The sequence below is a fragment of the Aminobacterium sp. UBA4834 genome (assembly GCF_002400205.1).
Lineage (GTDB): Bacteria > Synergistota > Synergistia > Synergistales > Aminobacteriaceae > Aminobacterium > Aminobacterium mobile.
The window spans coordinates 258986-283246 of sequence record NZ_DHFC01000003.1 but is presented as its reverse complement, the minus strand read 5'-3'; the positions used below and the strand labels follow the sequence as shown (position 1 = coordinate 283246).

At 44.2% G+C, this 24261-nt stretch carries 19 protein-coding genes; 6 read left to right on the top strand and 13 right to left on the bottom strand.

Features of this window, described 5'->3' with window-relative positions:
• Positions 1-90: 90 nt before the first annotated feature.
• From B3L97_RS01885 to B3L97_RS01860, 6 genes are all read right to left on the bottom strand, one after another.
• On the bottom strand, positions 91-1284 hold the full coding sequence (locus tag B3L97_RS01885; RefSeq protein ID WP_286933369.1) for a glycine C-acetyltransferase: 1194 nt from the start codon (positions 1282-1284) through the stop codon (positions 91-93).
• 171 nt (positions 1285-1455) lie between these two features.
• The gene (locus tag B3L97_RS01880; RefSeq protein ID WP_286933362.1) at positions 1456-2409 is read right to left on the bottom strand and encodes an L-threonine 3-dehydrogenase; all 954 of its coding nucleotides are present in this window, start codon (positions 2407-2409) and stop codon (positions 1456-1458) included.
• A gap of 83 nt (positions 2410-2492) precedes the next feature.
• On the bottom strand, positions 2493-3716 hold the full coding sequence (locus tag B3L97_RS01875) for a dicarboxylate/amino acid:cation symporter (protein ID WP_286933360.1): 1224 nt from the start codon (positions 3714-3716) through the stop codon (positions 2493-2495).
• Positions 3717-4015: 299 nt separating this feature from the next.
• Positions 4016-5266, bottom strand: a complete 1251-nt coding sequence (locus tag B3L97_RS01870; protein ID WP_286933356.1) for a glycerate kinase type-2 family protein — start codon at positions 5264-5266, stop codon at positions 4016-4018.
• Positions 5267-5421: 155 nt separating this feature from the next.
• On the bottom strand, positions 5422-6078 hold the full coding sequence (locus tag B3L97_RS01865; protein WP_286933350.1) for a response regulator: 657 nt from the start codon (positions 6076-6078) through the stop codon (positions 5422-5424).
• Positions 6079-6095: 17 nt separating this feature from the next.
• Positions 6096-9356: a sensor histidine kinase gene (locus B3L97_RS01860; RefSeq protein WP_286933348.1), complete on the bottom strand. Its 3261-nt coding sequence runs from the start codon at positions 9354-9356 to the stop codon at positions 6096-6098.
• 341 nt (positions 9357-9697) lie between these two features.
• Here B3L97_RS01860 and B3L97_RS01855 point away from each other — a divergent pair, with 341 nt between their 5' ends.
• The 3 genes from B3L97_RS01855 (at position 9698) to larC (ending at position 13258) form a co-directional block, all read left to right on the top strand.
• Entirely contained in the window at positions 9698-10882 is a 1185-nt protein-coding gene (locus B3L97_RS01855; protein WP_286847037.1) for an NAD(P)-dependent malic enzyme, read from the top strand.
• Positions 10883-11163: 281 nt separating this feature from the next.
• Entirely contained in the window at positions 11164-11982 is an 819-nt protein-coding gene (gene larE, locus B3L97_RS01850; protein ID WP_024821403.1) for an ATP-dependent sacrificial sulfur transferase LarE, read from the top strand.
• Positions 11983-12007: 25 nt separating this feature from the next.
• A complete protein-coding gene (gene larC / locus B3L97_RS01845; RefSeq protein WP_286847034.1) occupies positions 12008-13258 on the top strand; it encodes a nickel pincer cofactor biosynthesis protein LarC in 1251 nt (416 codons plus the stop codon).
• Positions 13259-13355: 97 nt separating this feature from the next.
• On the opposite strand, the gene B3L97_RS01840 is transcribed toward larC, so the two are convergent.
• The 3 genes from B3L97_RS01840 to B3L97_RS01830 all read right to left on the bottom strand — a co-directional run bounded on the left by B3L97_RS01840 (position 13356) and on the right by B3L97_RS01830 (position 16962).
• Positions 13356-14486 (bottom strand): alanine racemase, encoded by a 1131-nt coding sequence (locus B3L97_RS01840; RefSeq protein WP_286933345.1) that lies wholly within the window; start codon positions 14484-14486, stop codon positions 13356-13358.
• Positions 14487-14565: 79 nt separating this feature from the next.
• A complete protein-coding gene (locus tag B3L97_RS01835) occupies positions 14566-15765 on the bottom strand; it encodes a M20 metallopeptidase family protein (protein WP_286933340.1) in 1200 nt (399 codons plus the stop codon).
• Positions 15766-15780: 15 nt separating this feature from the next.
• Complete coding sequence (locus B3L97_RS01830; protein WP_286933335.1) at positions 15781-16962, bottom strand: hypothetical protein; 1182 nt, start codon at positions 16960-16962, stop codon at positions 15781-15783.
• A 401-nt stretch (positions 16963-17363) separates the two neighbouring features.
• Between B3L97_RS01830 and B3L97_RS01825 the strand changes: the two genes are divergently transcribed.
• From B3L97_RS01825 to B3L97_RS01815, 3 genes are all read left to right on the top strand, one after another.
• Positions 17364-17627, top strand: coding sequence for a DUF3343 domain-containing protein (locus B3L97_RS01825; RefSeq protein WP_334103967.1), 264 nt, complete (start codon positions 17364-17366; stop codon positions 17625-17627).
• 73 nt (positions 17628-17700) lie between these two features.
• Entirely contained in the window at positions 17701-17865 is a 165-nt protein-coding gene (locus tag B3L97_RS01820; RefSeq protein ID WP_286933334.1) for a hypothetical protein, read from the top strand.
• 120 nt (positions 17866-17985) lie between these two features.
• Positions 17986-18381 (top strand): hypothetical protein, encoded by a 396-nt coding sequence (locus B3L97_RS01815; protein WP_286933333.1) that lies wholly within the window; start codon positions 17986-17988, stop codon positions 18379-18381.
• A gap of 62 nt (positions 18382-18443) precedes the next feature.
• Here the strand turns inward: B3L97_RS01815 and B3L97_RS01810 are convergent, their stop codons facing one another.
• The 4 genes from B3L97_RS01810 to dnaK all read right to left on the bottom strand — a co-directional run bounded on the left by B3L97_RS01810 (position 18444) and on the right by dnaK (position 24249).
• Positions 18444-19790 (bottom strand): FAD-dependent oxidoreductase, encoded by a 1347-nt coding sequence (locus B3L97_RS01810; protein WP_286933332.1) that lies wholly within the window; start codon positions 19788-19790, stop codon positions 18444-18446.
• Between the two features lie 122 nt (positions 19791-19912).
• Positions 19913-21304 carry a dipeptidase PepV gene (pepV, locus tag B3L97_RS01805; protein ID WP_286847026.1) on the bottom strand — a complete coding sequence of 464 codons (1392 nt, stop codon included), beginning with the start codon at positions 21302-21304 and terminating at the stop codon, positions 19913-19915.
• A gap of 34 nt (positions 21305-21338) precedes the next feature.
• A complete protein-coding gene (locus B3L97_RS01800; RefSeq protein ID WP_024821394.1) occupies positions 21339-22223 on the bottom strand; it encodes a DUF2156 domain-containing protein in 885 nt (294 codons plus the stop codon).
• A 136-nt stretch (positions 22224-22359) separates the two neighbouring features.
• Positions 22360-24249: a molecular chaperone DnaK gene (dnaK, locus tag B3L97_RS01795; protein ID WP_286933329.1), complete on the bottom strand. Its 1890-nt coding sequence runs from the start codon at positions 24247-24249 to the stop codon at positions 22360-22362.
• Between the last annotated feature and the right edge of the window lie 12 nt (positions 24250-24261).

The following is a 24261-nucleotide window of genomic DNA, read 5'->3' as shown; positions in this document are numbered from 1 at the left end:
CGGGCTATGATATCGGCTATAGCTGGGTCTGTCTTTACCAACACTTCCCATGACTTCTCAAACATAGAAACCTCTCCTTTCTCTCTGGTGCTACTTGCGTGATGAAATAATTTTCATTTCCTCGCCTACCATCTGGAATTTCTCCAAAGCAAAATCAAGATCTTCCTGAGTGTGGGCAGCAGAGACCATAACACGAATCCGAGCGGTACCCATGGGGACAGTGGGGAACGTAATAGCTCCTGCAAAAACTCCCTCGTCGAAAAGTCTGGCACTGAAACGCTTTGCGTCCAAGGCCTCGCCGATGATAACAGGAGTAATTGGAGTTTCGCTATGCCCTATATTAAATCCAAGATTTTTCAAACCTTTTTTAAGGTAACGCCCATTCTCCCAAAGACGATTGACTCTCTCTTCGCTGACAGACAGTTCCTCAAGAGCCGCAAGGTTAGCAGCTATATCAGGAACAGTCATAGCGCTGCTGAAAAGATTTGGACGGGCTTTCTGACGCAAATAGTCTATAAGTTCCACACTGCCGGCAACGAAGCCACCGACAACACCGAAAGCTTTGGAGAGGGTTCCCACTTCTACATCAACACGGCCATGGAGATTAAAGTGGTCTACAATTCCTCGACCGCCACGCCCTAATACCCCTTCGCCATGAGCATCGTCCACCATAACCATGGCACCATGCTTTTCGGCTACCTCTACAAGCTGAGGCAGTGGGGCTATATCTCCATCCATGGAAAAGACCCCGTCAGTAATAACAAGTTTCCGGCAATTATGATCGTCATAGAGAGAGAGCTGAGCATCCAGGTCTGATGGGCTCGCATGCTTAAAGCGCACGACTTCAGCGCGACTCAGGCGGCACCCATCAATAATAGAAGCATGGTTCAACTCATCGCTAAAAATCAAATCTTCTTTCCCTACAAGGGGTGGTATGGCAGAAAGATTAGCGCAAAAACCGGACTGGACCAGCATCGCTGCCTCAGCCCCTTTAAACTGAGCGAGTTTCTTCTCAAGTTCAGTGTGAATAGCCAAAGTTCCCGCAATGGTCCGGACAGCTCCAGGACCAACTCCCCAAGTATCTACATATTTTTTTACTTTCTCTATGAGAGATGGATCATTACAAAAACCCAAATAGTTGTTAGAACAGCAGGAAAGATATTTTTTACCACCAATTTCAACCCATGCTCCCTGAGGGCTGGAAATTACAGGAATATTTGTGTAAAGTCCTTCCTGTTTAAGCCGGGCCAATTCTTCTGTAATAAATGTTTTCTTCACAGTCATATCTCTTCCCCCTTCATAAGTTTGGAACGCCCTTCTTTATCGCCGCCCCCTGTTTTTTCTCATATGGGGAATACATCTCCCATTACAGGGCCCACCATTACTGGCTATACTGGATGAAATTACTATGGGGCGACTAACAGCCTTGTGACACAAAAAATAAATTCCAAATTTTTATTTTTTAAGCAGTTTTTCTTTCAGGTGCATTAACATATCCTCTGTCATTTTATCGAGGTCATACTGAGGATTGAAGCCCCATTCCTCTTTTGCAGCACTTACATCAAGGGAATTGGGCCATGACTCGGCAATTGCCTGTCGTACCGGATCTACTTTATAGCCCATAGTGAAATTGGGCATGAATTTTCGAATGGAGGCCGCAATTTCTTCCGGCTCAAAACTCATGGCAGAAATGTTGAAAGCATTGCGATGTTTTAACTTCGCTCCATCAGCTTCCATAAGCTGAACTACAGCATTGATGGCATCTGGCATGTACATCATATCCATATATGTTCCTGCTGCAATAAAAGAATCATAATGACCATCTGTAATGGCCTTATAATAAATATCCACTGCATAATCGGTCGTACCACCGCCGGGCTCCGTCTCGTAAGAGATAAGACCCGGGAAACGAACGCCCCGAGTGTCAATACCATATTTCAGATGGTAGTAATCACACAATAACTCTCCTGTTACTTTTGTAATCCCATACATGGTGGCAGGACGCTGGATCGTATCCTGGGGAGTGCGGTCTAAAGGTGTTCCGGGACCAAAAGCCGCGATAGAACTTGGGAAAAAGACGGCCGTTCTCTTCTCTCGGGCTACTTCAAGAACATTAAAAAGCCCACCAGCATTAATTTGCCAAGCAAGTTGAGGTTTCATCTCTCCTACAGCTGAAAGTAAACCTGCTAGATGCATAATTGTATCGATATTATATTTTTCAACAAGCCTTGTAATACTCTCGCCTTCTCGAACATCAAGAATTTCAAAAGGACCATCGCCTAGTTTTTCTACGCCAGTTGTCTTTACATCAGAACCAACAACATGGTCAGCACCATATCCCTTACGAAGTCTTTTTACCAACTCTGTTCCTATCTGACCTAAACAACCTGTAACCAAAATATTTTTCACTACCCATGCCTCCTTCACAATTTGCTGCTAAAAACCATTTTTCCAAAAAATAGAGGACCTCCGAAGAGGTCCTCTATTTTATGCTAATGTGTATAAGCCTCTGACGTCGTCGTAGTCGTCGACGATGTTGAAGTTGACGAATTACCTGTCATTTTATCTACAATTAAAGCAATAGCTCCGTCACCTGTAATGTTACATGCTGTACCAAAGCTATCCTGTGCCAAATAGAGAGCGATCATAAGAGTCAACATGTTAGGATCAAAATGCAGCATCGACTCCAACACCCCAAGAGCTGCCATAACAGCACCACCGGGGACACCAGGAGCTGCAACCATGGTAATACCCAACATAATGATAAAGGGAAGCATGGAAGCAAAGGAGAACTGTATTCCATGAAGCATCATAACAGCAATGGCACAACTCGTAAGTGTGATAGTGCTGCCCGACAAGTGGATAGTGGCGCACAAGGGGATAACAAACTGTGCTACCCGTGGAGAAACATTATTCTCTAACGTCTGCCGTAAAGTCACAGGAATAGTCGCAGCAGACGACTGAGTACCAATAGCTGTGAGATAAGCAGGAATCATATTTTTAATGGCTTTAAAAGGATTTACTTTTGCCACTGCACCAGCAACTATGTACTGGAAAAGTATAATCGCAAGATGAAGAGCTATGATGACAACATACACCTTCAAGAAAACTGACATGATTGTCTGTACCTCTCCAGCATGAGTCATATTAGCAAAAATACCGCAAATATGGACAGGGAGCAGAGGGATAATAATAGCACTGATAAGCTTCTCTACAATGGACTGGAATTCATGCATAATACTATTGAGACCCTTACTATTGATAACAGCCATTCCGATACCAAGAATAAAAGCAATGAGCAAAGCACTCATAACATCCATAAGGGGTGGCATATCAATTTTGAAGTAAGGAGTCAGCAATGCCTCTCCAGGATTTGTCGCTGAAGCCAACATACTGCCTTCCTCTATGATTTTAGGGAAAACAGCTGTATCCACAGTATATGCAACAGTTCCAGAAATAAGAGTGGAAATATATGCAATCACCACCGTAAGGAAGAGGATCTTCCCTGCATTATTTCCAAGATCGCCTATTCCAGGAGCCACAAACCCCACAATAATAAGAGGAATAACAAACCCAAGAAAGTTCCCGAAAATCCCATTGAAAGTAGCCAAGCTTCTAACTACTACTTCTGGCATATAAGCTCCAAATAATATTCCTAAAACAATTGCAATAATGAGACGTGGAAGAAGACCAAACTTTCTTTTCTTTTCTCGCATCCGACTGCACCCTCCTTTGTTATTGTACTACCTATGTCAAATCTTAGGTACAGTCACTATAAAATGATATCAGCAAATAACTGAAAATATCTCCTTTAAATGCCACAAAGGATGATATTTCTCAGCAAACCAAGAACTTAGATATAATACGTTAGACCCAAGCAATGATAATGATATTGCAAATTCACTATTAAGACATATTTAATGCTTAATTTCCCCCTAAAGACACCCCTCCAAAGAAACATTTTATCAAAAAAAGGATGAAACAAAAGAGGGGAAATACGTGCCTGGTCAGCCCGTTACAGCTTCTTTACGAGCAACACTGTAAGATCGTTCACATTCGTGCCAGTTGGACCTGTTTTTATGAGGCTGTTCGCCATGTGTAAGGCGTGGTAGGCATTGTTGTTTTCAAGTAGGGTGTAGGGATCTGCTCCTCTATGATATATTTTTTCAACTGTCTTCCCATCCACTATACCTCCAGCAGCATCAGTAGGCCCATCGGTGCCATCAGATCCAACAGAAATAAGAGCAACGCCAGGCATATTCTGTATCTCCAAAGCCGCAGCCAAAGCCATTTCCTGGTTACGGCCCCCTTTCCCCTTCCCTTTCAAGTGAACAATTGTCTCTCCACCCAATATAATGGCGCAAGGAGGCTCAAGCGGACGAGAATAGGCTCTTTCTTCTCTCGCTATCGAAGCTAAAAAAGTCCCCGCTTCTCTTGCTTCGCAGTTAAGTGTTGTCGTCAAAATAAAAGTTTTATATCCGAGATCATGAGCCTTCTCCGCAGCCTTTTCACAGAGGGTTTTTACGCTCCCTGAAATAAATGTTTCTACATTGCTTACTTTTTTCGGCGTCTCCTCTTCAAGGATCTTAAAGAAACAAGGTTTCATGGAGAGATTGTAACGAGAAACAATTTCTAAAGCTTGTCTAGACGTAGAGATATCAGGATAAGCAGGACCAGAAGCGATGCTATCGAGGCGATCTCCTAAAACATCAGAAAGGACAATAGAGTAAATATGAGCTGGAGCTACCCATTGGGCAAATTGCCCACCTTTTACAGCGGAAAGACGTTTACGAATTGCATTTATTTCCACAATATTGGCGCCACAACGGAGCATTTGATCTGTAATTTCTATAAAATCTTCAAGGGTTACTCCTTCTTTAGGTTTCTCAAAAAGAGCGGAACCACCTCCAGAAACAAGAAAGAGTACCTGATGGTCTGCAGAAAGGTTTTTGGTAATTTTCAGCGCTTCTGATGTAGCCTTTAAAGAATTTTCATCTGGCAGAGGGTGCCCCGCTTCCCAAATAGAGAGGTTAGCAAGAGGGCCACGGCTGTGATGATACTTTGTAATGACGATACCTCTTTCTATCTGATCCCCTACCTCATCTACAGCGGCTTTTGCCATGCGCCAGGCAGCCTTCCCTATAGAAACAAGAATAATTCGCCCCTTACAAGGTTTCTTCCGAAGCTGCTCCCGTACCGCACGCTCTGGTAAAACAGCGTCGATAGCATACTGAACAATATTTTTCGCGTCTCTGTGAAGAGTCATAACCGAACCCCTTGTCGCAAATGGACACGACTCCCTATAATGAAATTTTCTTTCCCAAATGCTCCTGCCTTCGCTTCGGATCTGTACTCTTCTTGTCCTTCGGAAGTTTCTCTGTATAACATCCTTCGCTTCACCCTTCCCCTCACAAGCTTTAACTACTGTTGATCTGAGGAAATGAGACCTTCTCTAATAGCATATTTCACTAAATCTGCTATGGTCTCAAGACCAAGTTTTCGCATGATGTTCTGCCGATGGGTACCGATGGTTTTTACGCTCAGATGAAGGAGATTTGCTATCTCTCTATTGGTCTTCCCCTCTGCGAGATGTATTAATACCTCCCGCTCTCTGGCTGTAAGTTTTTCCTCTCCCGGAGACGTTCCCTGCTGTACAAAATGCACGTACATGCGCGCTACTATTTTCGATACGCTTGGTCCAAGGTATATTCGTCCTTCATAGACTGTCCTTATGGCTTCAACCAACTCGGTAGAGGCACAATCTTTTAGAAGAAACGCTTTCGCTCCTGCCCGAAGCATTTCAGAAATAAAGTTGCGATCTGCATACATAGAAAGAGCTACCACTTTCGTTTCAGGAGCCCGAATCTGAAGCTCTTCTGTTGCCTCGATTCCATCCATTCCAGGCATTTTTATGTCCATAACTACAATATCAGGGCGAAACGACTCTGCCAAAGCCACTGCTTCAAAACCATCCCCAGCTTCGGCAACAACAGAAATATCTGGTTGCCGTTCAATGAGAAGACGTAATCCTTCCCGCACTATTTGATGATCATCGGCAAGTAAGATGCGAATTGTCATGCCGTACACTCCTCTCGTTATTTAAAGGAATTAACTGGCACAAATATAGTTATACGGACGCCTTTCCCTTCCTTCGAGGTGATGACCAAGTGCCCACCCAGAGAACAAAGGCGCTCTCTCAAGCTGAAGAGACCAAAAGTTTGTTTTTTAGAGATCCCGTCATCAATTGAGTGAGCATCGAATCCTTTTCCCGAATCAGACACCGTGAGACAAATGGTTCCGGCAGAACAAGACGTTTTAACATGAGCCTGCCGAACTCCGGAATGCTTCACTACATTCATAAGAAGCTCTCGTAGTGCCCTGAAAAGAAAGGCTTTTAAGTCATCATTCATTTTTTCGGGAAGGCCGCGGTTTTCGTACGATACCTGGAGGCCATAGTTTTCTTCCATCTTTTCAGCAAGCCATTCCACAGAGGCTGGAAAACCTAAACGGTAGAGCACTGGTGAACCTAACTCAAAGGTCAACGTTCTCGTACTTTGAATAGAGCCCTCAAGTGTTTGTAAAATACCATTAATATCATCTTTTATCTGCCTCTCTTCTACACACTCTGAGAGTAAGGCAAGTCGAATCTTTGTTAAAGCCAGATTTTGACCGATAGAATCATGTACCTCTTCTGCAATACGTCGACGTTCTTTCTCCTCTGCCATAGAAAGGGCTGAAGCTAAGCCCCTTAATTGATCGCGATATGCCTCCTCCTGCAAACGAGCCTTTTCAAGTTTCGTATTAATACAACGAAGCTGTTCATTATTTTTTTCCGTAACAAGCCGCAACCTTCGTTCCGTCTCCTTCTCCTGTCGGTTCTTGAGATATTTCTGTACGAACCAGAAGAGGATAACGGCCAAAAACATATATCCAACATAGGCTAGCGGAGTCTTCCACGGAGGCGGAACTACATCCAAAAGCAATGATGTTCCCTCTTTGTTCCAAACATCATTATTATTTGAACCCACAACTTTAAACGTATACCTTCCAGGTGGAAGATTGGTGTAATGAGCATAATGTCGATTCCCTGCCGAAACCCAGTCCGTATCAAAACCTTCCAGTTTATAGCGGTACTGATTCGACTCAGGATGGGTATAGTCAAGAGCTGAAAAATCTATGGAAAGAAAATTATCTCTATAACTGAGGATCGCCCAAGGCTTCCCATCTTTCGTACGGTAGGGCTGAAGCGGTTTATTCATAACCAATACTCGGTTGATGACAATAGGAGGAACATGGGAGTTTTCCCAGACATCTGTGGGGAAGAAGCTGTTACAACCATTAATGCCCCCAAAATACATGCGACCGAAAGAATCTTTAAAAGTAGCAGTCGCATTAAATTCCTTTGCCTGAAGTCCATCCCCCAAATTGTAATTCCGAACTGTGCCTGTTTTAATATCGTATCGAGAAAGTCCATTCCCGGTGCTGATCCACAAATTTTTATAATTATCTTCCAAGATTCCTCGAATGGAGTCGCTCACAAAGCCATCTTTTGATGTAAGAAGGGAAAAAATTTCATGCTTCCTATCGAAACGGCAGAGCCCCTCAGCTGTCGCTATCCAAAAAGTCCCATCACGGTCTTCATAAATAGAAAAGACTCTATTCCCCGGAAAACTTCGGGAATTGGCGGGATCATAGAAATAGTGTTTCACACTGTTATTTTGAAGATCGATACAATAAAAACCATTGCTTACAGTCCCTATCCATAAGATCTTTTGGCTATCTTCAAATAAGCAGGAAATAAGATCTTTCTTTAAAACATCTGCTATGGGAGACGACCATGGGATAGAATAAAAAAGACCTTCTTCCTGAAGGAAACGATACAAACCTTCCATTGTGCCAACCCAGAAAGTACCGTTTGAATCTTCCAATATGGAAGTTATTTTGTTACTTCCACTAAGAGAGGATTCAGAAAGCTGATTCAGAAAGAGAGTAAAGTCTTGATTTGATCTGTTGAAACGACAAAGGCCATTATCTGTTCCAACCCACATTGTTCCCTCTCTATCGCGGAAAAAGGCAAGCACTCGATCGCTGGATACGCTTTGAGAATTATCTGGATTATGGCGATAATGCTGAACGGTTCCATTATTCATGATAACCTTGATCCCATTTCCATAGGTACCTACCCATAAAGAATCGTACCCCTCTTTATAGACCGCATACACATTATCACCCGACACTTGACGGATAAGAAAAGACTTGCCATTGTATCGTTGGAAGGGGCGCTTCAGATGAAATTTCTCTACCCCTCCGGAATGGGTGCCCAGCCACACGATACCTGTAAGATCTCCCAGAAAGATCGTATCTTTTCTATCGCCATAAATGGCCCGGATCTTATTATCCCGCAAGGAATGAGGGTTGTCTCTTTCTATCTGATAGGTCAGGACCTGCTTCGTTCCTCGGTCATACCGAAGAAGTCCCCCTCCATCTGTGACAATCCACAGGTCTTCAAAGATATCTTGATATAAACCCGTAATGGTACTTGAAGAAACAACTCTGTTGTTTTCATCTACAAGAGGAATATACTCAAACCATTTTTCCCGCGTGTGGAGGAGATAGAGTTGACCAGACTCCGTCCCAACCCAAAGATCTCCCTTCCGCCCATCAGTAATAGCCGTAATGGCAACGTAGGGAAAGACAGTCGGTCGATAGGTCTGGAAAATATCATTCCCTTTATACTCACTCAGCCCTCCATCAGTCCCTACCCACAACGTTCCTGTTGTATCAACAAAAAAAGCAGTGATCTTATTCCCGCCCAGCCCTGATTCATCGTCACTTTTAAAGATACTCCACGTGTTGTTTGAAGGATTGAAACGTGCAAGCCCCTTTTGGAATGTTCCTACCCAAATATTTCCTTTTTTGTCTCCAATTACTTTAGAGATCAGGTCTATAGGAGGAAACGTTTTCGAGTTAGGTGGATAATGATACACACGAAAAGTTTCGGTAACAGGATCAAAACGATTCAGCCCACCACCGAAAGTTCCCACCCATAAAAAACCCTCTGCATCTTCATATAAAGACGTTACAATATTGTTCGACAGGGATGTAGTGGAAAAGGGCTCATGTCGAAACACCCGAAATGTATAACCATCGTAGCGGTTCAACCCACCATCAGTTCCAAACCACATGTATCCACGGTGGTCTTTCAAAATGGCATTCACGGTGGTCTGTGATAAGCCTTTCTCCAAGGAAAGATGCTCAAACACAATTTCATCCCGTCCCGAAGCAAAAGCTGGAATGTGTGCGAGAATAAGAATGAAAGAGCACAGAAGTATAATTTTTCTTTTGTTGCCGACCACCATGTCACCTCCGTAAAAGCTCTTTCGATAATTGTATCACGGAGATTTTAAAGACAAAAAGGAGCCCGGGGAAACAGAGGATGTTCCTGTAACTGATCGGGTAATGGCTGTTAATCCTTTTCGGGGAGATCTACAGGAACGTTTAGAAAAAGCAAACCCTCCTGTAGAGGGATGCTCACGAATTACAGCAAATATCAAGAAAAATTACGGGAAATCCTGTCCCATTAACCCGAGACGAAAAGGTGGTTGGACAAGTAGAATATTGAGATGGGGAGATCATCGACACTATTCGTCGAGTTTTGTAACTTTCTCTCACAAAGAACACCTACAAGGAGGACACAATGAGAAAAGAAGAAATCTATGCACAAGCACTGGAAGCACATCGTCGGACGAGAGGAAAAGTAGCAATCACGAGCAAACTTCCCGTGGAAAGTATGGCCGATCTATCCATTGCCTACACTCCTGGCGTTGCGGAACCTTGCAACGAAATTAAACGGAATCCCGACGCTGTTTATGAAGTAACCTCCAAAGGAAATATGGTTGCCGTTGTTACCGATGGGTCTGCAGTTTTAGGGCTGGGAAATATTGGGCCAGAAGCAGCTCTTCCCGTTATGGAGGGCAAAGCCGTGCTCTTCAAGCGATTTGCCGGAGTTGACGCTTTCCCCATCTGCATTAAATCTCAAGATCCTGATGAGATAGTACAAACAACAGCTCTTATCACTTCTTCTTTTGGCGGCATAAACCTCGAGGATATTTCAGCTCCACGCTGTTTTGAAATTGAACGGCGTCTTAAAGAAATATGTGACATCCCTGTTTTCCATGATGATCAGCATGGTACCGCTGTTATTGTTCTTGCAGGTATCATCAATGCCTTGAAGATAGTGAAGAAAAAGATAGAGGACGTAAAGATCGTAATGAGTGGTGCTGGAGCAGCGGGAATCGCTATCTGCCGGTTCCTTCTCTCTGCTGGAGCGCAAAATGTTATTCTCTGCGATCGCGGCGGTGCTATTTACGAAGGACGACCCAATAATATGAACTGGGCCAAAGAAGAAATCGCTCAGCACACAAACCCTTCAAAAGAGAAAGGGAATCTGGCTGATGTCCTTAAAAATGCCGATATTTTCCTTGGTATCTCCGCTCCTGGCGTTATTACCACTGAGATGGTAAAAACCATGGCTCAAGATTCTATTATCTTCGCTATGGCCAACCCCACTCCCGAAATCTATCCCGACGAGGCCAAAGCCGGAGGAGCCGCTATTATAGCCACAGGACGCAGTGATTTCCCCAACCAAATCAACAACTGCCTCGGATTCCCCGGTATTTTCCGTGGCGCTCTTGACGTTCGAGCAAAGGAAATTAACGAGGAAATGAAACTGGCTGCCAGTCATGCCATAGCAGCCCTTATTTCTGATGATGAACTTTCTCCAGAACGCATTATTCCTGAAGCTCTGGACCCTCGCGTCGCCTCCGCTGTAGCGGAAGCAGTTGCCCGAGCTGCGAGAAAAACAGGAGTTGCTAGAATCTAAAATTCATAACACAGGGTATTCTTAAAGCGAGAGAAAGACGATGGAATCGTCGCCTCAGATTGCAGACAAAGCTCCTTGGAAAAGTTTTTCTGAGGGGCTTTGTCTGCTTTTATAAAGAGCTGACGAAGCCTCTCCCTCATTAATTCGATATTTCGGCCATAGATCCCCCCTTAACATCCCTAGGCGACGAGGAAGAGTTTTTATCTATTCTCCCCTTTTAGATTTTTTTCATTTCTGGATGGTACAATCATGAAATGTAATCGAGAGAGCAGGTGAGAGATTTGAGTCGTGATGTTATAAGCAAATACCTAAAAAAGGACATTTTGGAGAAACTGGAGAAGAGTCGTTGTTGTGTCATCTCATTTTCAGGGGGAATTGATAGCTCAGTTCTTGTGGGCATTATGGCGTCTCTCATCCCCCCACAAAAAATACACGCCGTTATGTTCAGGTCCTTCCTCCATTTTGCGGAAGAAATGGAACGAGGCATTCAATATTGTCACAGTCTCGGGGTCACGCTAAAGCCTCTCCCAGGCCCAGAACTTTATATAGAAGAGGTTATGAAAAACAGCGCGGAGCGATGCGGGTACTGTAAAAAAGCCCGTGCCACAGAACTTTTAGACGTAGCCCGCTCTCTTAAAGCAGACCTTATCCTTGAAGGTTCCAACGCCGATGACCTGAAAGATCCTTCCCGTTTGGGAACAAAAGTCTTACAGGGCATACCCCAGATATTCTCGCCTTTAGCGCAATCAAACATAACGAAACAAAAAGTACGCGAACTCGCTAGGGATTTAAGAATATCATGGTGGAACGAGGAACCAACAGCTTGTCTGGCCACAAGATTTCCGGAAGGGCATGAACTGCAAGCTTGGGAATGTGCCCAGGTAGCTAAGGGGGAATGGAATCTACGAAAGGCAGGATTTCGCCAAGTTCGAATACGAGTTTTTAAAGATATAGCCTGCCTACAGGTTCCACTGCCTCAACTTGAGCAGATTTTGTCCAAAAGGGAAGAGGTTATAGGGATAATAAGAGATGCAGGTTTTAAACAAATCTTACTCGATCTGGAAGGATACGAGTGGGGGCGAAAATGGATTGTAGAATGAACAGAATAGGAAGGATGGACAGCCAATGAAAATTCTTTACTTAGACTGCTTCTCCGGCATTTCAGGAGACATGTTTCTCGGAGCTCTTCTCGACCTCGGCCTAGATAGAGACGAGTTTTTGAGGAAGATGAGCACACTGCACATTCCTCATGGACATTATCACGACCATGGGCATGAACATGTCCACCATCAGGGCGAAGGGTATAACATTCTCGTTTCTGATGTAGTTCGGAAAGGGTTTTCCGGCATCAGCGTGAAGATAGAAAGTAGCGAAGATCACCCCCATCGAGGTCTCATGGACATATGGGAGATTATCGATAAAAGCAGTCTTTCCCAAGAAGTAAAAGACAAGAGTAAAAAGGCTTTTCTCCTTTTGGCCACAGCGGAAGGGAAGGTTCACGGCCTCCCGCCAGAAAAGGTACACTTTCACGAGGTAGGGGCTGTCGACTCCATTATGGATATAGTGGGGGCCTGTGTACTTATAGAGATGCTCTCTCCAGATAAAATTGTATGTTCTCCTCTTAACGTTGGGAGTGGCACCGTGGAATGTGCACATGGAATCCTTCCTGTGCCAGCTCCAGCAACGGAACAGCTTTTGGCGGGCATTCCTATTTATTCTGCGGGAAGTCCTATGGAGCGAGTTACACCCACGGGAGCTCTGCTCGTAAAAATGTTTGCCCACGAATTTGGGAACATACCTGAGGGAATTATTCTTCGCAGTGGACGAGGCCTTGGAGAACGGGAAAGTGATCTTCCTAACTTCCTGCGAGCCATTCTTCTTGAAAGAGAGAACGAAGGAAAATCTTCCACCGCTACTAAGGAAGAACCTTTTTTACGAGATGAGGGGATCGTGTTAGAAACAAATATCGATGACATGAATCCCCAATATTACGAGCCAGTAATGGAGCGTCTTTTCTCTGCTGGGGCTATGGATGTATGGCTTGATCCTATTATCATGAAGAAAGGCCGCCCCGCTATTCGGCTTTGCTGCCTCGTGTCGGAGAATATGGAAGAGAAGGCTGCCGAAATAATCCTCAAAGGAACAACAACCTTAGGACTTCGTCGATATAAAGTGGATCGAATAAAGCTACATCATCACATTACTCCAATTGAGACAACTTTTGGCCTTGTCCGCATTAAAGAAGCTTGGTGGGGAAAGGAGCGCCTTCGTGTCAATCCTGAATACGATGACCTGAAGCGCATCTCCAGGGAGACCGGCATTCCTCTCAATAAATTGCGAGAAGAAATACTGCGCCAGATAGACAAAAACATCTAAAACCAGGAAAGCTCTTCTTTTTGATGAATGAAGTGCACCCCAAAAGCCGGACAGGAATCCAGCATTTGGGGTGTACTTCGTTTGAAGACAGGCTTTTTTATCGTGACATTCCCCTTGCTAAAATTTTGAACTCTTCTTGCACCTCTCCATTTCTGACCCCATACATAACCGAATATAAATTACATGTAGGGCAAGCGTGGTTAGGAATAATCTCAACCTTATCTCCAATATGAAAAGACATATCTTGAGGCGGGGCGAAAAGGCCGTGCTCATCAGATAAACTATAAAGATAAACAGATAACCGCTCTTTAAGAACACCAAACCCCTTACTTCGTGTTATGCCATGACGCTGTACAAAGTAAGTGAGGGCTTTCGTACCACTGTCAAGAACCACTCTGTCAGGTGACGGGCAACTTATAACTGTCGCCAAGACCGAAAGGGCACAGTGTTGATATGAACCAATAACCTGCGCTTGGTCTCCATCCATAAAGATATAGGTACCTGGACGAATTTCTGTAACACCAGGTACAATATCTGAAACCAAGAGGGACGGAGTAGAGCCGACACTTAATTCCTCTACAGCAATGCCTTCTCTTCTTAATAACGTCGCTGTTTCGATCACATCTTGTTGGCTTTTTAAAGAGATGGCTCTGATTTCTGCCAAATCATTCGCTTCATAGCTATGACCATCGTGGGTAAAAAGACCCCTCAGCCTCACGGAATCCCGATAAAGAATAAGACGTGCCAGTTCCAAAACTTCTTCTCCAGGAGCTACGCCTGTTCGATGATCTCCTGTATCTATATCGATCATGACATCCAAAGGACGGGCTTCTCCATCAAAGGCTTCAGCCAACATTTTTATGTGTTCCGCGCTATCCACACCCACAGCAATCCGAACTCTTCGGCTTAAGGCAAGAAGCCGTTCCATTTTAATATCACCAACAATTTCGTTGGCTACAAAAATGTCATTAATGCCAGCAGAGGCCATAACCTCCGCTTCTCCGAGCTTTGCCACAGTAATTCCTTGCGCCCCAGCCATTACCTGTTTTTTAGCCAGATCGGGAGTTCTATGGGTTTTCACATGAGGCCGAAACTTCACTCCCGATATGTTAGCTTTTTCCTGCATCCATCGGATATTTCTCTCCATCACATTAAGATCTACCAAGAGAGAAGGAGTATCGAGATCTGCAACCTGGCAGCCTCTATAAGGTTCCCGTAGAGACTTCATAATCTTTCTCCACCTCTATTCTGTTCTTGATTATGCCGCTATGGTTAAATGTACCATAATCAAAAATTTTTTGCCTTACTTAGCACGACGATGTCTGAAAGAAGTGAAAGGCAAAAGAAGAAAGGAGAATCACACCTTCTTTCAGCACATCCTCGTTAACTTGAAACTGGGGTGAATGATGTTGTGCGTCACTTCCTTTTGCGGGATCTCCCATACCTAGAAAGCAAAAGACTCCAGGCACCTTCTGCTGATAAAAGCTAAAATCTTCAGACCCCATAACAGTGGCAACTTCTTCATAACTCTCTTCTCCCTTTCCCTTTTTCACGACGTCAAGAAGCATGTCTGCCATAGCATCATTATTCACCGTCACAGGGTATACGGGAGTAAAGGCGACCTTCGCCTCACAACGAAGGGCTGAAGCTATACCGCCCGCAATTCGTCGAAGCCGCTCTTCCATACTATCTCGAATAACAGGGCTGGTTGTGCGTATATTCCCCTGGATATGAGCCGTTTCGGGAATAATATTAGGAGCTGTTCCCGACTCCAGCTTCCCGACACTTACTACCACTGTCTCAAGAGGGTCAATCTCCCTGCTCACGATCGTCTGGACAGTGGATATCATCGTAGCTGCAGCAATAGTGGGATCTACTGCTTCGTGAGGTCTGGAACCATGACCACCTCGCCCCTTCACATAAATATCCCAAATATCCGCTGAAGCCATCATAGCCCCTTTTCGAAAACCAACCTTCCCCGTCTGTAAGGGACTCCAGACATGAAGACCTCCAATAGCATCTACGCCATCAAGGGCCCCTTCTTCAATAAGCTGCTTGGCACCAGATCGGACTCCTGATTCTTCTGCAGGCTGAAATATGAGCCGGACTCGGCCAGGGATTTGCTCTTTCAAGGAGGCCAATATGTGGGCGACACCCAAAAGAATGGCAGCATGAGCATCATGACCACAGGCGTGCATTACTCCATCACAAGTAGATCTCCATGGTACATCCACATCCTCCTGAAGGGGAAGGGCATCAATATCTGCACGAAGAGCGAGGGTAGGCCCATCCGCTTTTCCCGTTATATCCGCCACTACCCCACTCTCTGTTCCTCCAAAACCTCGACGAATATTTTCATATCCAAGAGATTGAAGAATTTCTTCTATTTTTTTAGAAGTTTCTACTTCTTTCCAGGGAAGTTCCGGATGAGCATGGAAATCCCGCCTTAGTTCTATTACTTTTTGTTCTATTTCCTCGGCACACAAAGCAATTTGAGCATAAATCATAAAGCAAGCACCTTCTTATATGAATTTGACTAAAAATCCAGCTAAAAATACAGAAGCGATCGTAACAGTTGTAAACCCAGAGACTAACATTTTAGGAAGGATCCCTGTCAAAATAAAATCTCTTTCCTCTGATGTCTCCCCTACCGCATTAGCTACTTCTTGAGAGACGATAAAAGTACCAGGGAAACCAAAAAGGCAACAAACACCTATAGCAAGGCTCATCTCCCAAGAATAACCAAAAATCTTAGCAGAAAGAAAGGCCACTGCTACTATTCCTACAACCGATATAGCAAAGGCTACTACAATAGGTATTATAAGAGAAGCCACCATTTGAGGGGTTGCTTTGTTGAGGCTCATAAAAATAGGAACCAAAAGAGCAAAAAGAGCCAACCCCGTGGAATTTGCCTTATCAAGAATCTTATGTTCAAGAAACCCTATCTCATAAAAAATAATGCCGAAAATAAGAGCCATAACAAATTGATTGATTACTCCACCAAGAACCTTTGCAAACCAAACTGCGAGCCACCCTACTAACATGGCTTTCATAAGAAGGATAAAAGGCGTACGAAGATCTTTTGGCGTTGGGGGGAACAATCTCCATGTGGGCTGTTCTGGATCACTTTTCACTTGAGCATGCAGATTTGCCTGTCCTTGCTCTCCTTTTCGGAAAATATCTCGCAAACGTCGTCCTTCTCTGGAAAGACAAATAGAAGCTATAGGAAGACCAACAAAATTCTGAAGAACCAACAAAAGGGTCACAAAAACCAGCACAGACTCCAATCCCTTGGCTTTTGCCGCCTCACTCATAATAAGAGTAGCTACAACCCCTCCAGAGATGGGCCCCGCTGCCGTAAGAGCATATTGTTTACCAATAATAGGAGCGGCTAAAAAGAACAAGGCAATAGCTGCTGCTATAATGGCAGCCAAAGCGATAAGAACAGTTTTCCACTCATCTTTTAAATCTCTCAATTTCATTAACGTTCCCATATGAACCATGAGCATGGGAATGAGAGCTAAAGAGAACTTTACAATGACTGCATCCTCAAAAAGAGTGGTGGGAATCCCCGACCAAAACCCAACCATGAAGACAATGCCTGATACAAAGAGCATGGAACATATAGCTTTTGTTTTTTGGGCGACAACGTCTCCCACCGCATATACCAGTGCTATTACTAAAAGAGCACTCACCGCATCCATAATTGTACCTCCTCTAAATAAATGCCAAAAAATATTGATTTCAAAGCCCTATCCCTCTTCTCCTTTCTCGGGCTATAAAAATAAAAAAGGCCAGGACCCCTTTTCTGGGGGTCCTGGCCTAAGCGCCAAAAGAAGACCTGCGCCGGTCGGCTCAGAAAGCCCCCCCGCGTCGATACCAAAAAGCAAAAAAGAAAAAAGAAAAAACAGAACTGATAAATAAAGACAAATTCATAAAAGACTCCGCCTCTTTCTGAAAATTTATCCTTTCATACCACGATTTTTATCTATCGTCAAGGAATTCTGATCAAATGTATCATCAAACAGCAATAATATCACTTTTAATCCATAAATAGCGTGAAAAACTGTACAATAAATTTTTCTCTAAAGAGGATATACTCTCTATGTATCAATCTATTTTGGGGAGGTGTCTGAGAAAAATCATGAAATGCCTGGCTACTTTCCATGTCACAAGTATGGCACTTATGTTCGAGAAGATCTGTAGGAAAGAAGGACTGGACGTAAAAATAATTCCCGTTCCGCGGCAACTTTCGGCAAGCTGTGGTTTAGCATGTAGTTATCCCTGCGATAAAGAAGAGAGTATTCGTCATATTATAGAGAAAAAAAAGATAGATGTTGCCAGCTTTCACCAAATAGAGGAAACATAGGCTCTCTCTAACATCAATATACCCGTGTTACATATAGCCCCCCTAATGGAGGCGGCAGAGGCAGGGGGCGAATTTGGAGAGCGTGTTTACGTTATGGTCAATGTCCGATACCTTGGCAATGCAAGCAGCTATTGATGGCGGATCTGTAAAAAACTGTGGTGATAAGGTGGAGGGCTTATTGGCATGGAGGTTGTGGAAGCTCTTCATTCCAGAGGGGGGAACTCTGGCGTGGCCGTAAAAAATGACGCTGTCTTAAAATAAGTAAATATGCGTAACAAAACCATGTAGTTTTCTACGATCTCTAAACTCCATGGGGGTTTTATACTCCTATTAAAAAGCAAGGAGGAGGCATTTAGAGATGAAGAAAATAGTTGTTCTTGCCGGGTTGATAGCTGTTATGGCAACAGGAATTGCTTGGGCTCATGGAGGCTGGGGGGACCGATACGGATTTGATGGGTACTCCTGTAGGGGAACTATGTACAGGCATCACTTTATGGAAGGCAACATGAGAGAAGGCACTCGATGGATGTCTCCTAACAGAAATCGCCAGAACGCTGCCAATATCCCCCAAGAAATACAAAACAAGTGGAATGAAATGAGAAGGTCCCATCTTCAACTCCAGCTCGAACTATCTGAGCCTCAAGTCGATCGGAACAAAGCAACAGCTCTTCATGAAAAAATTCTTTCTCTCCGTCAAGAATTGGCTCGTTGGATGTTCAAACAGCAACTGAATAGAGTCAACCCATCTAAATAGTTTTTTGAAGTGCACCTCCAAATGCTGGATTCTATGTCCACCTTTCGGGGTGCACTTCATTACTAAAGGAACTGACGAGCCGCTATCTGAATAGGATCCCAGGGAAGAGAAAAAGGGGGAGCATATCCCAGATCAAGGTTTACAAGTTCACGGGCAGTCATACCGGCAGAAAGAGCCGCAGCTACTACATCGATTCGCTTTGCTGAACCATGGGTACCAACAATTTGCGCTCCTAGAATCCGCCCTCCGGGAACTTCCGCGATCATCTTCACATTAATAGTTCCTGGCTCTGGATAATATCCAGCTCGAACATGACTTCTAATTGTTACTGTTTCATAGCGCATCCCCAGGTCTTCCAGTTCTTTTTCTGAAAGGCCTGCTCGAGCCACTTCTAGATCGCAATGCTTGCTCACGGCTGTCCCCACTACCCCAGGGAAACGTTCACATTCTCCCCCCATATTCATGCCAGCCACTCGACCAGTTTTATTAGCTACAGATCCGAGGGGAACCCAAAAAGGGCGGTTCGCTACTCTATGCCACGTTTGTGAGCAGTCACCAGCTGCCCATACACCCTCCTCTTCCGTCTGCAGAAACTCGTCTACTCGAATAGAATCTTTGTACCCAAGAGGTAACCCTGCTTCCTTCGCCAATTTTGAATTCGGTCGAACTCCCAGGCCAAGGACCACTAAATCAGCAGGGATAGTTCGCTGATCGGTAATTACAGCTTTGATATTTCCCTTTTCTCGCTCCACTCCTTTCATGGTTTCACCAAGATAGAGAGTGGTTCCTACATAACGAATAGCTTCAGCTATGAGATCCGCCATATCCATATCGAAAGTATTCATAACCTGGTACGAGCGGTCTACAAGGCAGACATTCATTTGTCTGATACAAAAAGCTTCCGCCATTTCAAGGCCTATATACCCGCCACCCACTACCACCACATTTCGAGGTCCTTTCTCTTCTATGTAACGCTGAAGATTGAGACCGTCTTCAAGAACGCTGAGGGCAAAAACGCCCTTTCCCTCTAAATCAGGGATGGGCGGGAGGATGGGCTGAGTTCCAGTGGCAAAAAGAAGCTGATCGTATGTATCTGTAAATATCTCTCCCGTTTGATGGTTAAGAACCGAGATGGCGCGGTTATGAAAATCCACAGAGAGAACCTCATGTGAAATCCGAGCCTGAATATTCTGCTTCTGCATAAACTCTTTAGGAGTACGAACAATAAGTTTTTGCTCATTATCAACAAGACCCGCCACGTAGTAAGGTATACCGCAAGCTGAATAAGATGTATGAGGGGATCGTTCGTAGACAAGAATTTCTGCGTGAGGACGGCGTTTCCTCACTTGTCCTGCAGCTGACATTCCAGCTGCATCGCCCCCAATAATGACAATCCTCTCTCGCTTCATCAGGGCTACCTCCTTCAGCACCGCCAACAAAGTGATCCGCTCATATAGGACCTAGCATGGCACCAGAGAGTCAAGTCGCCTCTCCCTACCGTCGTCATAACTCGGTTCAAACTTTCTTTACATCACCGTGCTAGTTCCACCATAGCATGGGCCATGATTTTTACGTTTTTCATGAGGTCTTCTATGGACCAACACTCATTCTCCTCATGGATAGTATACTTTTGCCCTGGGAAAATAGGGCCAAAGGCCACCACATTAGGCACGGATTTGGCATACGTCCCTCCACCAATAGCTAAAAGATCAGGATTTAAACCTGTCTGTTCTTTGTAAACCTTCTGGAGAGTGCGAATCAGGGGAGACTCTGGGTCCATATACAAGGGAGCTGCATGTCGAACATCTGTAACGGCTATTCCCTCTTTTTCCAAAGCTTCTCTCAATGGGTCAAGAACGAGAGAATCTTTTTTTGTCACTGGGTAACGGATATTTAAAGTAAAATGGACATCAGACTCATTCCCGTCTATTGTGCCTAAGCACAGGGTAAGAGCTCCAGATATATCATCATTCATGGCTATTCCCAGCGATGTTCCATCAGTTTCCATTCCTATAAGGGATGAAAGGGCGTGAATAAACTGTTTTTGACTCTTCATGAGGTCCATGGATGAAAGAATATCCACAAGACAGAGAATGGCATTGACACCAAGGTGAGGCGTGCTTCCATGGGCGGGAACTCCTTGCACCTCAATAGTAATTGTTCCCTTTACTCCATCCTCTACTATTTTAAAGCCACTCCGCTCCGGCCCATTCCATGCATCCACTATTGAAGCAATTCGTCTCCTCTCTTCTGCAGAAGCGCGAATAACGACCTGAGCCGTAGCCGCTACTACATTAGGAGCAACCCCTCCCTTAAAGGAAACAATTTTTACAGGACCGTCACCAGAGAAGGGAAAATGACACGTTAAGGTTAGAACCCCCTTTTCCGCGTAAATAATAGGATACTCTGCGTCAGGAGTAAATCCGGCTGCCGGCAGTTCCTCTGTTTGTATATAACGAGCCATACACTGGCTTCCCGACTCTTCATTCGTTCCAAAAATTATACGAATCCGTCGTTTCAGTGAGATATTGAGATCTTTAATAGCCTTTAATGCGAAAAGAGCACCAATAGTAGGCCCCTTATCGTCAAGAACCCCTCGTCCCCAAATAATGCCATTTTGAATCTCTCCTCCAAAAGGAGGATACTTCCATCCTGTCCCCTCAGGAACTACATCAAGATGCCCCAATATGGCGACGATCTCCTTCCCATCGCCCCATTCCCCGTACCCGGCCATATTATCCACGTTTTTAACACGAAAACCGAGCTGAGACGCTACATTCAATGCATGATCAAGTGCCAGTTTCACATTTCTCCCAAAGGGGGCACCCTCTTCAGGAACCCCTGCAACACTGGGAATACGCACCGATTCCTGTACTGCGGCTATGAGTTCATCTTTAAGCCCATCTATTGCCTTATCGAGCATATATAGTCCCTCCTAAGGTATATTGTGTAAAAAACTATCTATCCCATGTAACAATAAATTTTTTAAGAAAATATACTGGATTATACGATATCTTAGCCTTTCGGATCCCCTCAATTCCCATATCTTGCTCTCTATTCACCCACGTAAAAGAATGAGCAGACCTTTCCAAAAACATTTGATTGATAGCTTGGTAAACCCCCTTATAATCTGTTAGTCCTTTTTCAAAATGAATAATTACTGTGTCTTCTCCACTACTTTCAGCCACAGTATAAGCTACCATTTGCCCATCTACTTTAAGAACTCCTCCCATAATGTTGGGCATAACCTGCCACTGCTCCAGAATGCGATGAACAGCTTCGCTTTCAGCCTTTAAGCCCGGGGAGTCATCACAATTTCTCCACTTACACCATTTTTCCTGCATTTCTAAGATATAGGGGATATTTTTTGAAGTAATAGGTTCATAGGTATATGCGTAACTTCGCAAAAATTGCTGCAAGAGATTTTTCTTCTTATGGAAGCGGTTCCCAGAAAGAGAGATGAGTTCCGAAACACGATAGATATATTCCCACTCGCTTCGTTCCTCTTCTATTTTTACACTATCTCCTAACTCCTTTTGCCATTGAAGAGCCAACATTTCTGGAACCCTGTAAAAAACTGCCCCCGCCGGGAAATAGCTCTCTAACACTTTCCGCCAATCTTTATTTTTCCAAAGCCCAATAGGTGCCCAAAGAGCGGGAGAGGGAGACATTGTCCGGAGCCAACAAAGATCCTCATCAAAGGCCCACTCAAAATCCCTTTCATCAGCCCAGGCCCAAATGTTGATAAAACTGTAATCTGATGCTCTCTGACACGATTTGGAAAAGAGATCGATATAGTCATCACGACAATTCAGGGATAAAGGAACAAAGCTTAACGCCAAAACTCTCACCTCTTTTGTGCTTTTATAGCCCTCTAACTCTATAACACCTATGTATTATACCGTTAATAGTAGTAAGAGATGAAAAGGGCCGAAACTAAGAGTTCCGGCCCTTTCTACTTTCAATATCCTCAATATGTCAGCTTTCGTTTTTTTCATCTGGATCAATAAACTCGGCGTCTACCACATCTTCTTTCGATGAACCTTTTTCTTCTCCTCCGCTCGTACCAGGAGTCTTAGCAGCCATAACAGTTTGAAACGTCTGTTGAAGTTCTGATATGGATACTCGCAAATTTTCAAGAGTGGCATCGCTATTTTTAGCAAGGGCCTTTGCTTCCTCAAGAGCGTTACGAACCCTGACTTTCTGTGTCTCTTCAAGCATACTTTCCTTCTCTTTCAAAGTCTTCTCCAACTGATAAGAAAGAGATTCTAGTTCGTTACGAGCATCGGCCTTTTCCCGCTTCTTTCGATCTTCCGCTGAATGTTCCTGAGCTTCTTGAACCATTCGCTCTACCTCTTTTTTATCGAGGTTCGTGGACCCAGCAATAGTGATCTGCTGTTCTTTACTAGTATCCTTATCTCGAGCTGAGACTTTTAATATTCCATTTGCGTCTACGTCGAAAGTTACTTCAATTTGAGGAATACCACGAGGAGCTTTACGGATACCTTCAAGCTTAAAGTTCCCCAGAATTCTATTATCTGCTGCCATCTCTCGCTCGCCTTGCAAAACAACAATATCCACAGCAGGTTGATTATCTTCAGCGGTGGTAAAAATTTCTGTTTTCTTATATGGGATCGTAGCATTTTTCTCTATGAGCTTCGTCATAACTCCCCCCATAGTCTCCACGCCAAGAGAGAGAGGAATTATGTCCAATAAAAGAACATCTTTCATTTCTCCCTTTAAAATACCCGCCTGGATAGCAGCTCCCATGGCCACAACTTCATCAGGGTTCACTGACATATTGGGATTTCTACCTCCCGTAAAATTCCGCACAAGCTCCTGTACTGCGGGTATTCGAGTAGCTCCCCCTACCATCACTACTTCATCTATATCAGACTGTTGTAGTTTTGCCGATGACAATGCATCTTCCATGGGTTTGAGACAACGTTTTACAAGATGCTCCGTCAACTGATCGAATTTGGCTCTGGTAATAGTCATAGTAAGATGTTTAGGACCCGTATCATCAGCAGTAATAAAAGGAAGATTCACCTCTGTTGAGGTACGACCAGACAGTTCACACTTAGCTTTTTCGGCCGCTTCATATAATCGCTGCAAAGCCTGCCTGTCCTTCCGTAAATCAATGCCATTTTCTTTTTTAAACTCATCGGCAATATAATCTACTAATACTTTATCGAAATCGTCCCCACCTAAATGAGTGTCACCTGAAGTGGCCAATACCTCCACCACCCCTTCTCCTATATCCAGAATTGACACATCGAAGGTTCCACCGCCAAGATCGAAGACGAGAATCTTCTGCTCCTTGTTTTTATCTAAACCATAAGCAAGAGCAGCGGCTGTAGGTTCATTAATAATACGCAGTACGTTTAACCCTGCAATAAGGGCTGCATCTCTTGTAGCCTGGCGTTGGGCATCATTAAAATATGCAGGAATTGTAATAACCACATCAGTAATGCTCTCTCCTAAATAAGAGCTCGCATCATTTACGAGCTTCCTCAATACCTGGGCGCTAATCTCTTCTGGTGCATATTCTTTTCCCCATACCTCAAAACGCACAGCTCGATTGGGCCCTTCTTTCACTTTATAGGGAACAATCTTCATTTCCGACGTTACTTCGTCGTACGTACGTCCAATAAAACGTTTTACAGAGTAAAGAGTTCCATCAGGATTTAAGGTTGCCTGGCGCTTTGCCATAGTACCAACTAAACGCTCTCCGTCTTTGGTAAAAGCCACAACAGATGGTGTCGTTCGACCACCTTCAGCATTGGCAATAATAGAAGGCATACCACCCTCTATGATCGCTATAACGGAGTTTGTAGTTCCAAGATCAATACCAACTGCTTTTCTCATTTCTCACTCCTC

What these genes read in the sequence shown, in the direction of transcription:
- B3L97_RS01885 (WP_286933369.1), bottom strand. Translation starts at nt 1,284, where the DNA reads ATGACTGTGAAGAAAACATTTATTACAGAAGAATTGGCCCGGCTTAAA.
- B3L97_RS01875 (WP_286933360.1), bottom strand. Translation starts at nt 3,716, where the DNA reads ATGCGAGAAAAGAAAAGAAAGTTTGGTCTTCTTCCACGTCTCATTATT.
- B3L97_RS01870 (WP_286933356.1), bottom strand. Translation starts at nt 5,266, where the DNA reads ATGACTCTTCACAGAGACGCGAAAAATATTGTTCAGTATGCTATCGAC.
- B3L97_RS01865 (WP_286933350.1), bottom strand. Translation starts at nt 6,078, where the DNA reads ATGACAATTCGCATCTTACTTGCCGATGATCATCAAATAGTGCGGGAA.
- B3L97_RS01855 (WP_286847037.1), top strand. Translation starts at nt 9,698, where the DNA reads ATGAGAAAAGAAGAAATCTATGCACAAGCACTGGAAGCACATCGTCGG.
- larC (WP_286847034.1), top strand. Translation starts at nt 12,008, where the DNA reads ATGAAAATTCTTTACTTAGACTGCTTCTCCGGCATTTCAGGAGACATG.
- B3L97_RS01840 (WP_286933345.1), bottom strand. Translation starts at nt 14,486, where the DNA reads ATGAAGTCTCTACGGGAACCTTATAGAGGCTGCCAGGTTGCAGATCTC.
- B3L97_RS01835 (WP_286933340.1), bottom strand. Translation starts at nt 15,765, where the DNA reads ATGATTTATGCTCAAATTGCTTTGTGTGCCGAGGAAATAGAACAAAAA.
- B3L97_RS01830 (WP_286933335.1), bottom strand. Translation starts at nt 16,962, where the DNA reads ATGGATGCGGTGAGTGCTCTTTTAGTAATAGCACTGGTATATGCGGTG.
- B3L97_RS01825 (WP_334103967.1), top strand. Translation starts at nt 17,364, where the DNA reads ATGTATCAATCTATTTTGGGGAGGTGTCTGAGAAAAATCATGAAATGC.
- B3L97_RS01815 (WP_286933333.1), top strand. Translation starts at nt 17,986, where the DNA reads ATGAAGAAAATAGTTGTTCTTGCCGGGTTGATAGCTGTTATGGCAACA.
- B3L97_RS01810 (WP_286933332.1), bottom strand. Translation starts at nt 19,790, where the DNA reads ATGAAGCGAGAGAGGATTGTCATTATTGGGGGCGATGCAGCTGGAATG.
- pepV (WP_286847026.1), bottom strand. Translation starts at nt 21,304, where the DNA reads ATGCTCGATAAGGCAATAGATGGGCTTAAAGATGAACTCATAGCCGCA.
- dnaK (WP_286933329.1), bottom strand. Translation starts at nt 24,249, where the DNA reads ATGAGAAAAGCAGTTGGTATTGATCTTGGAACTACAAACTCCGTTATA.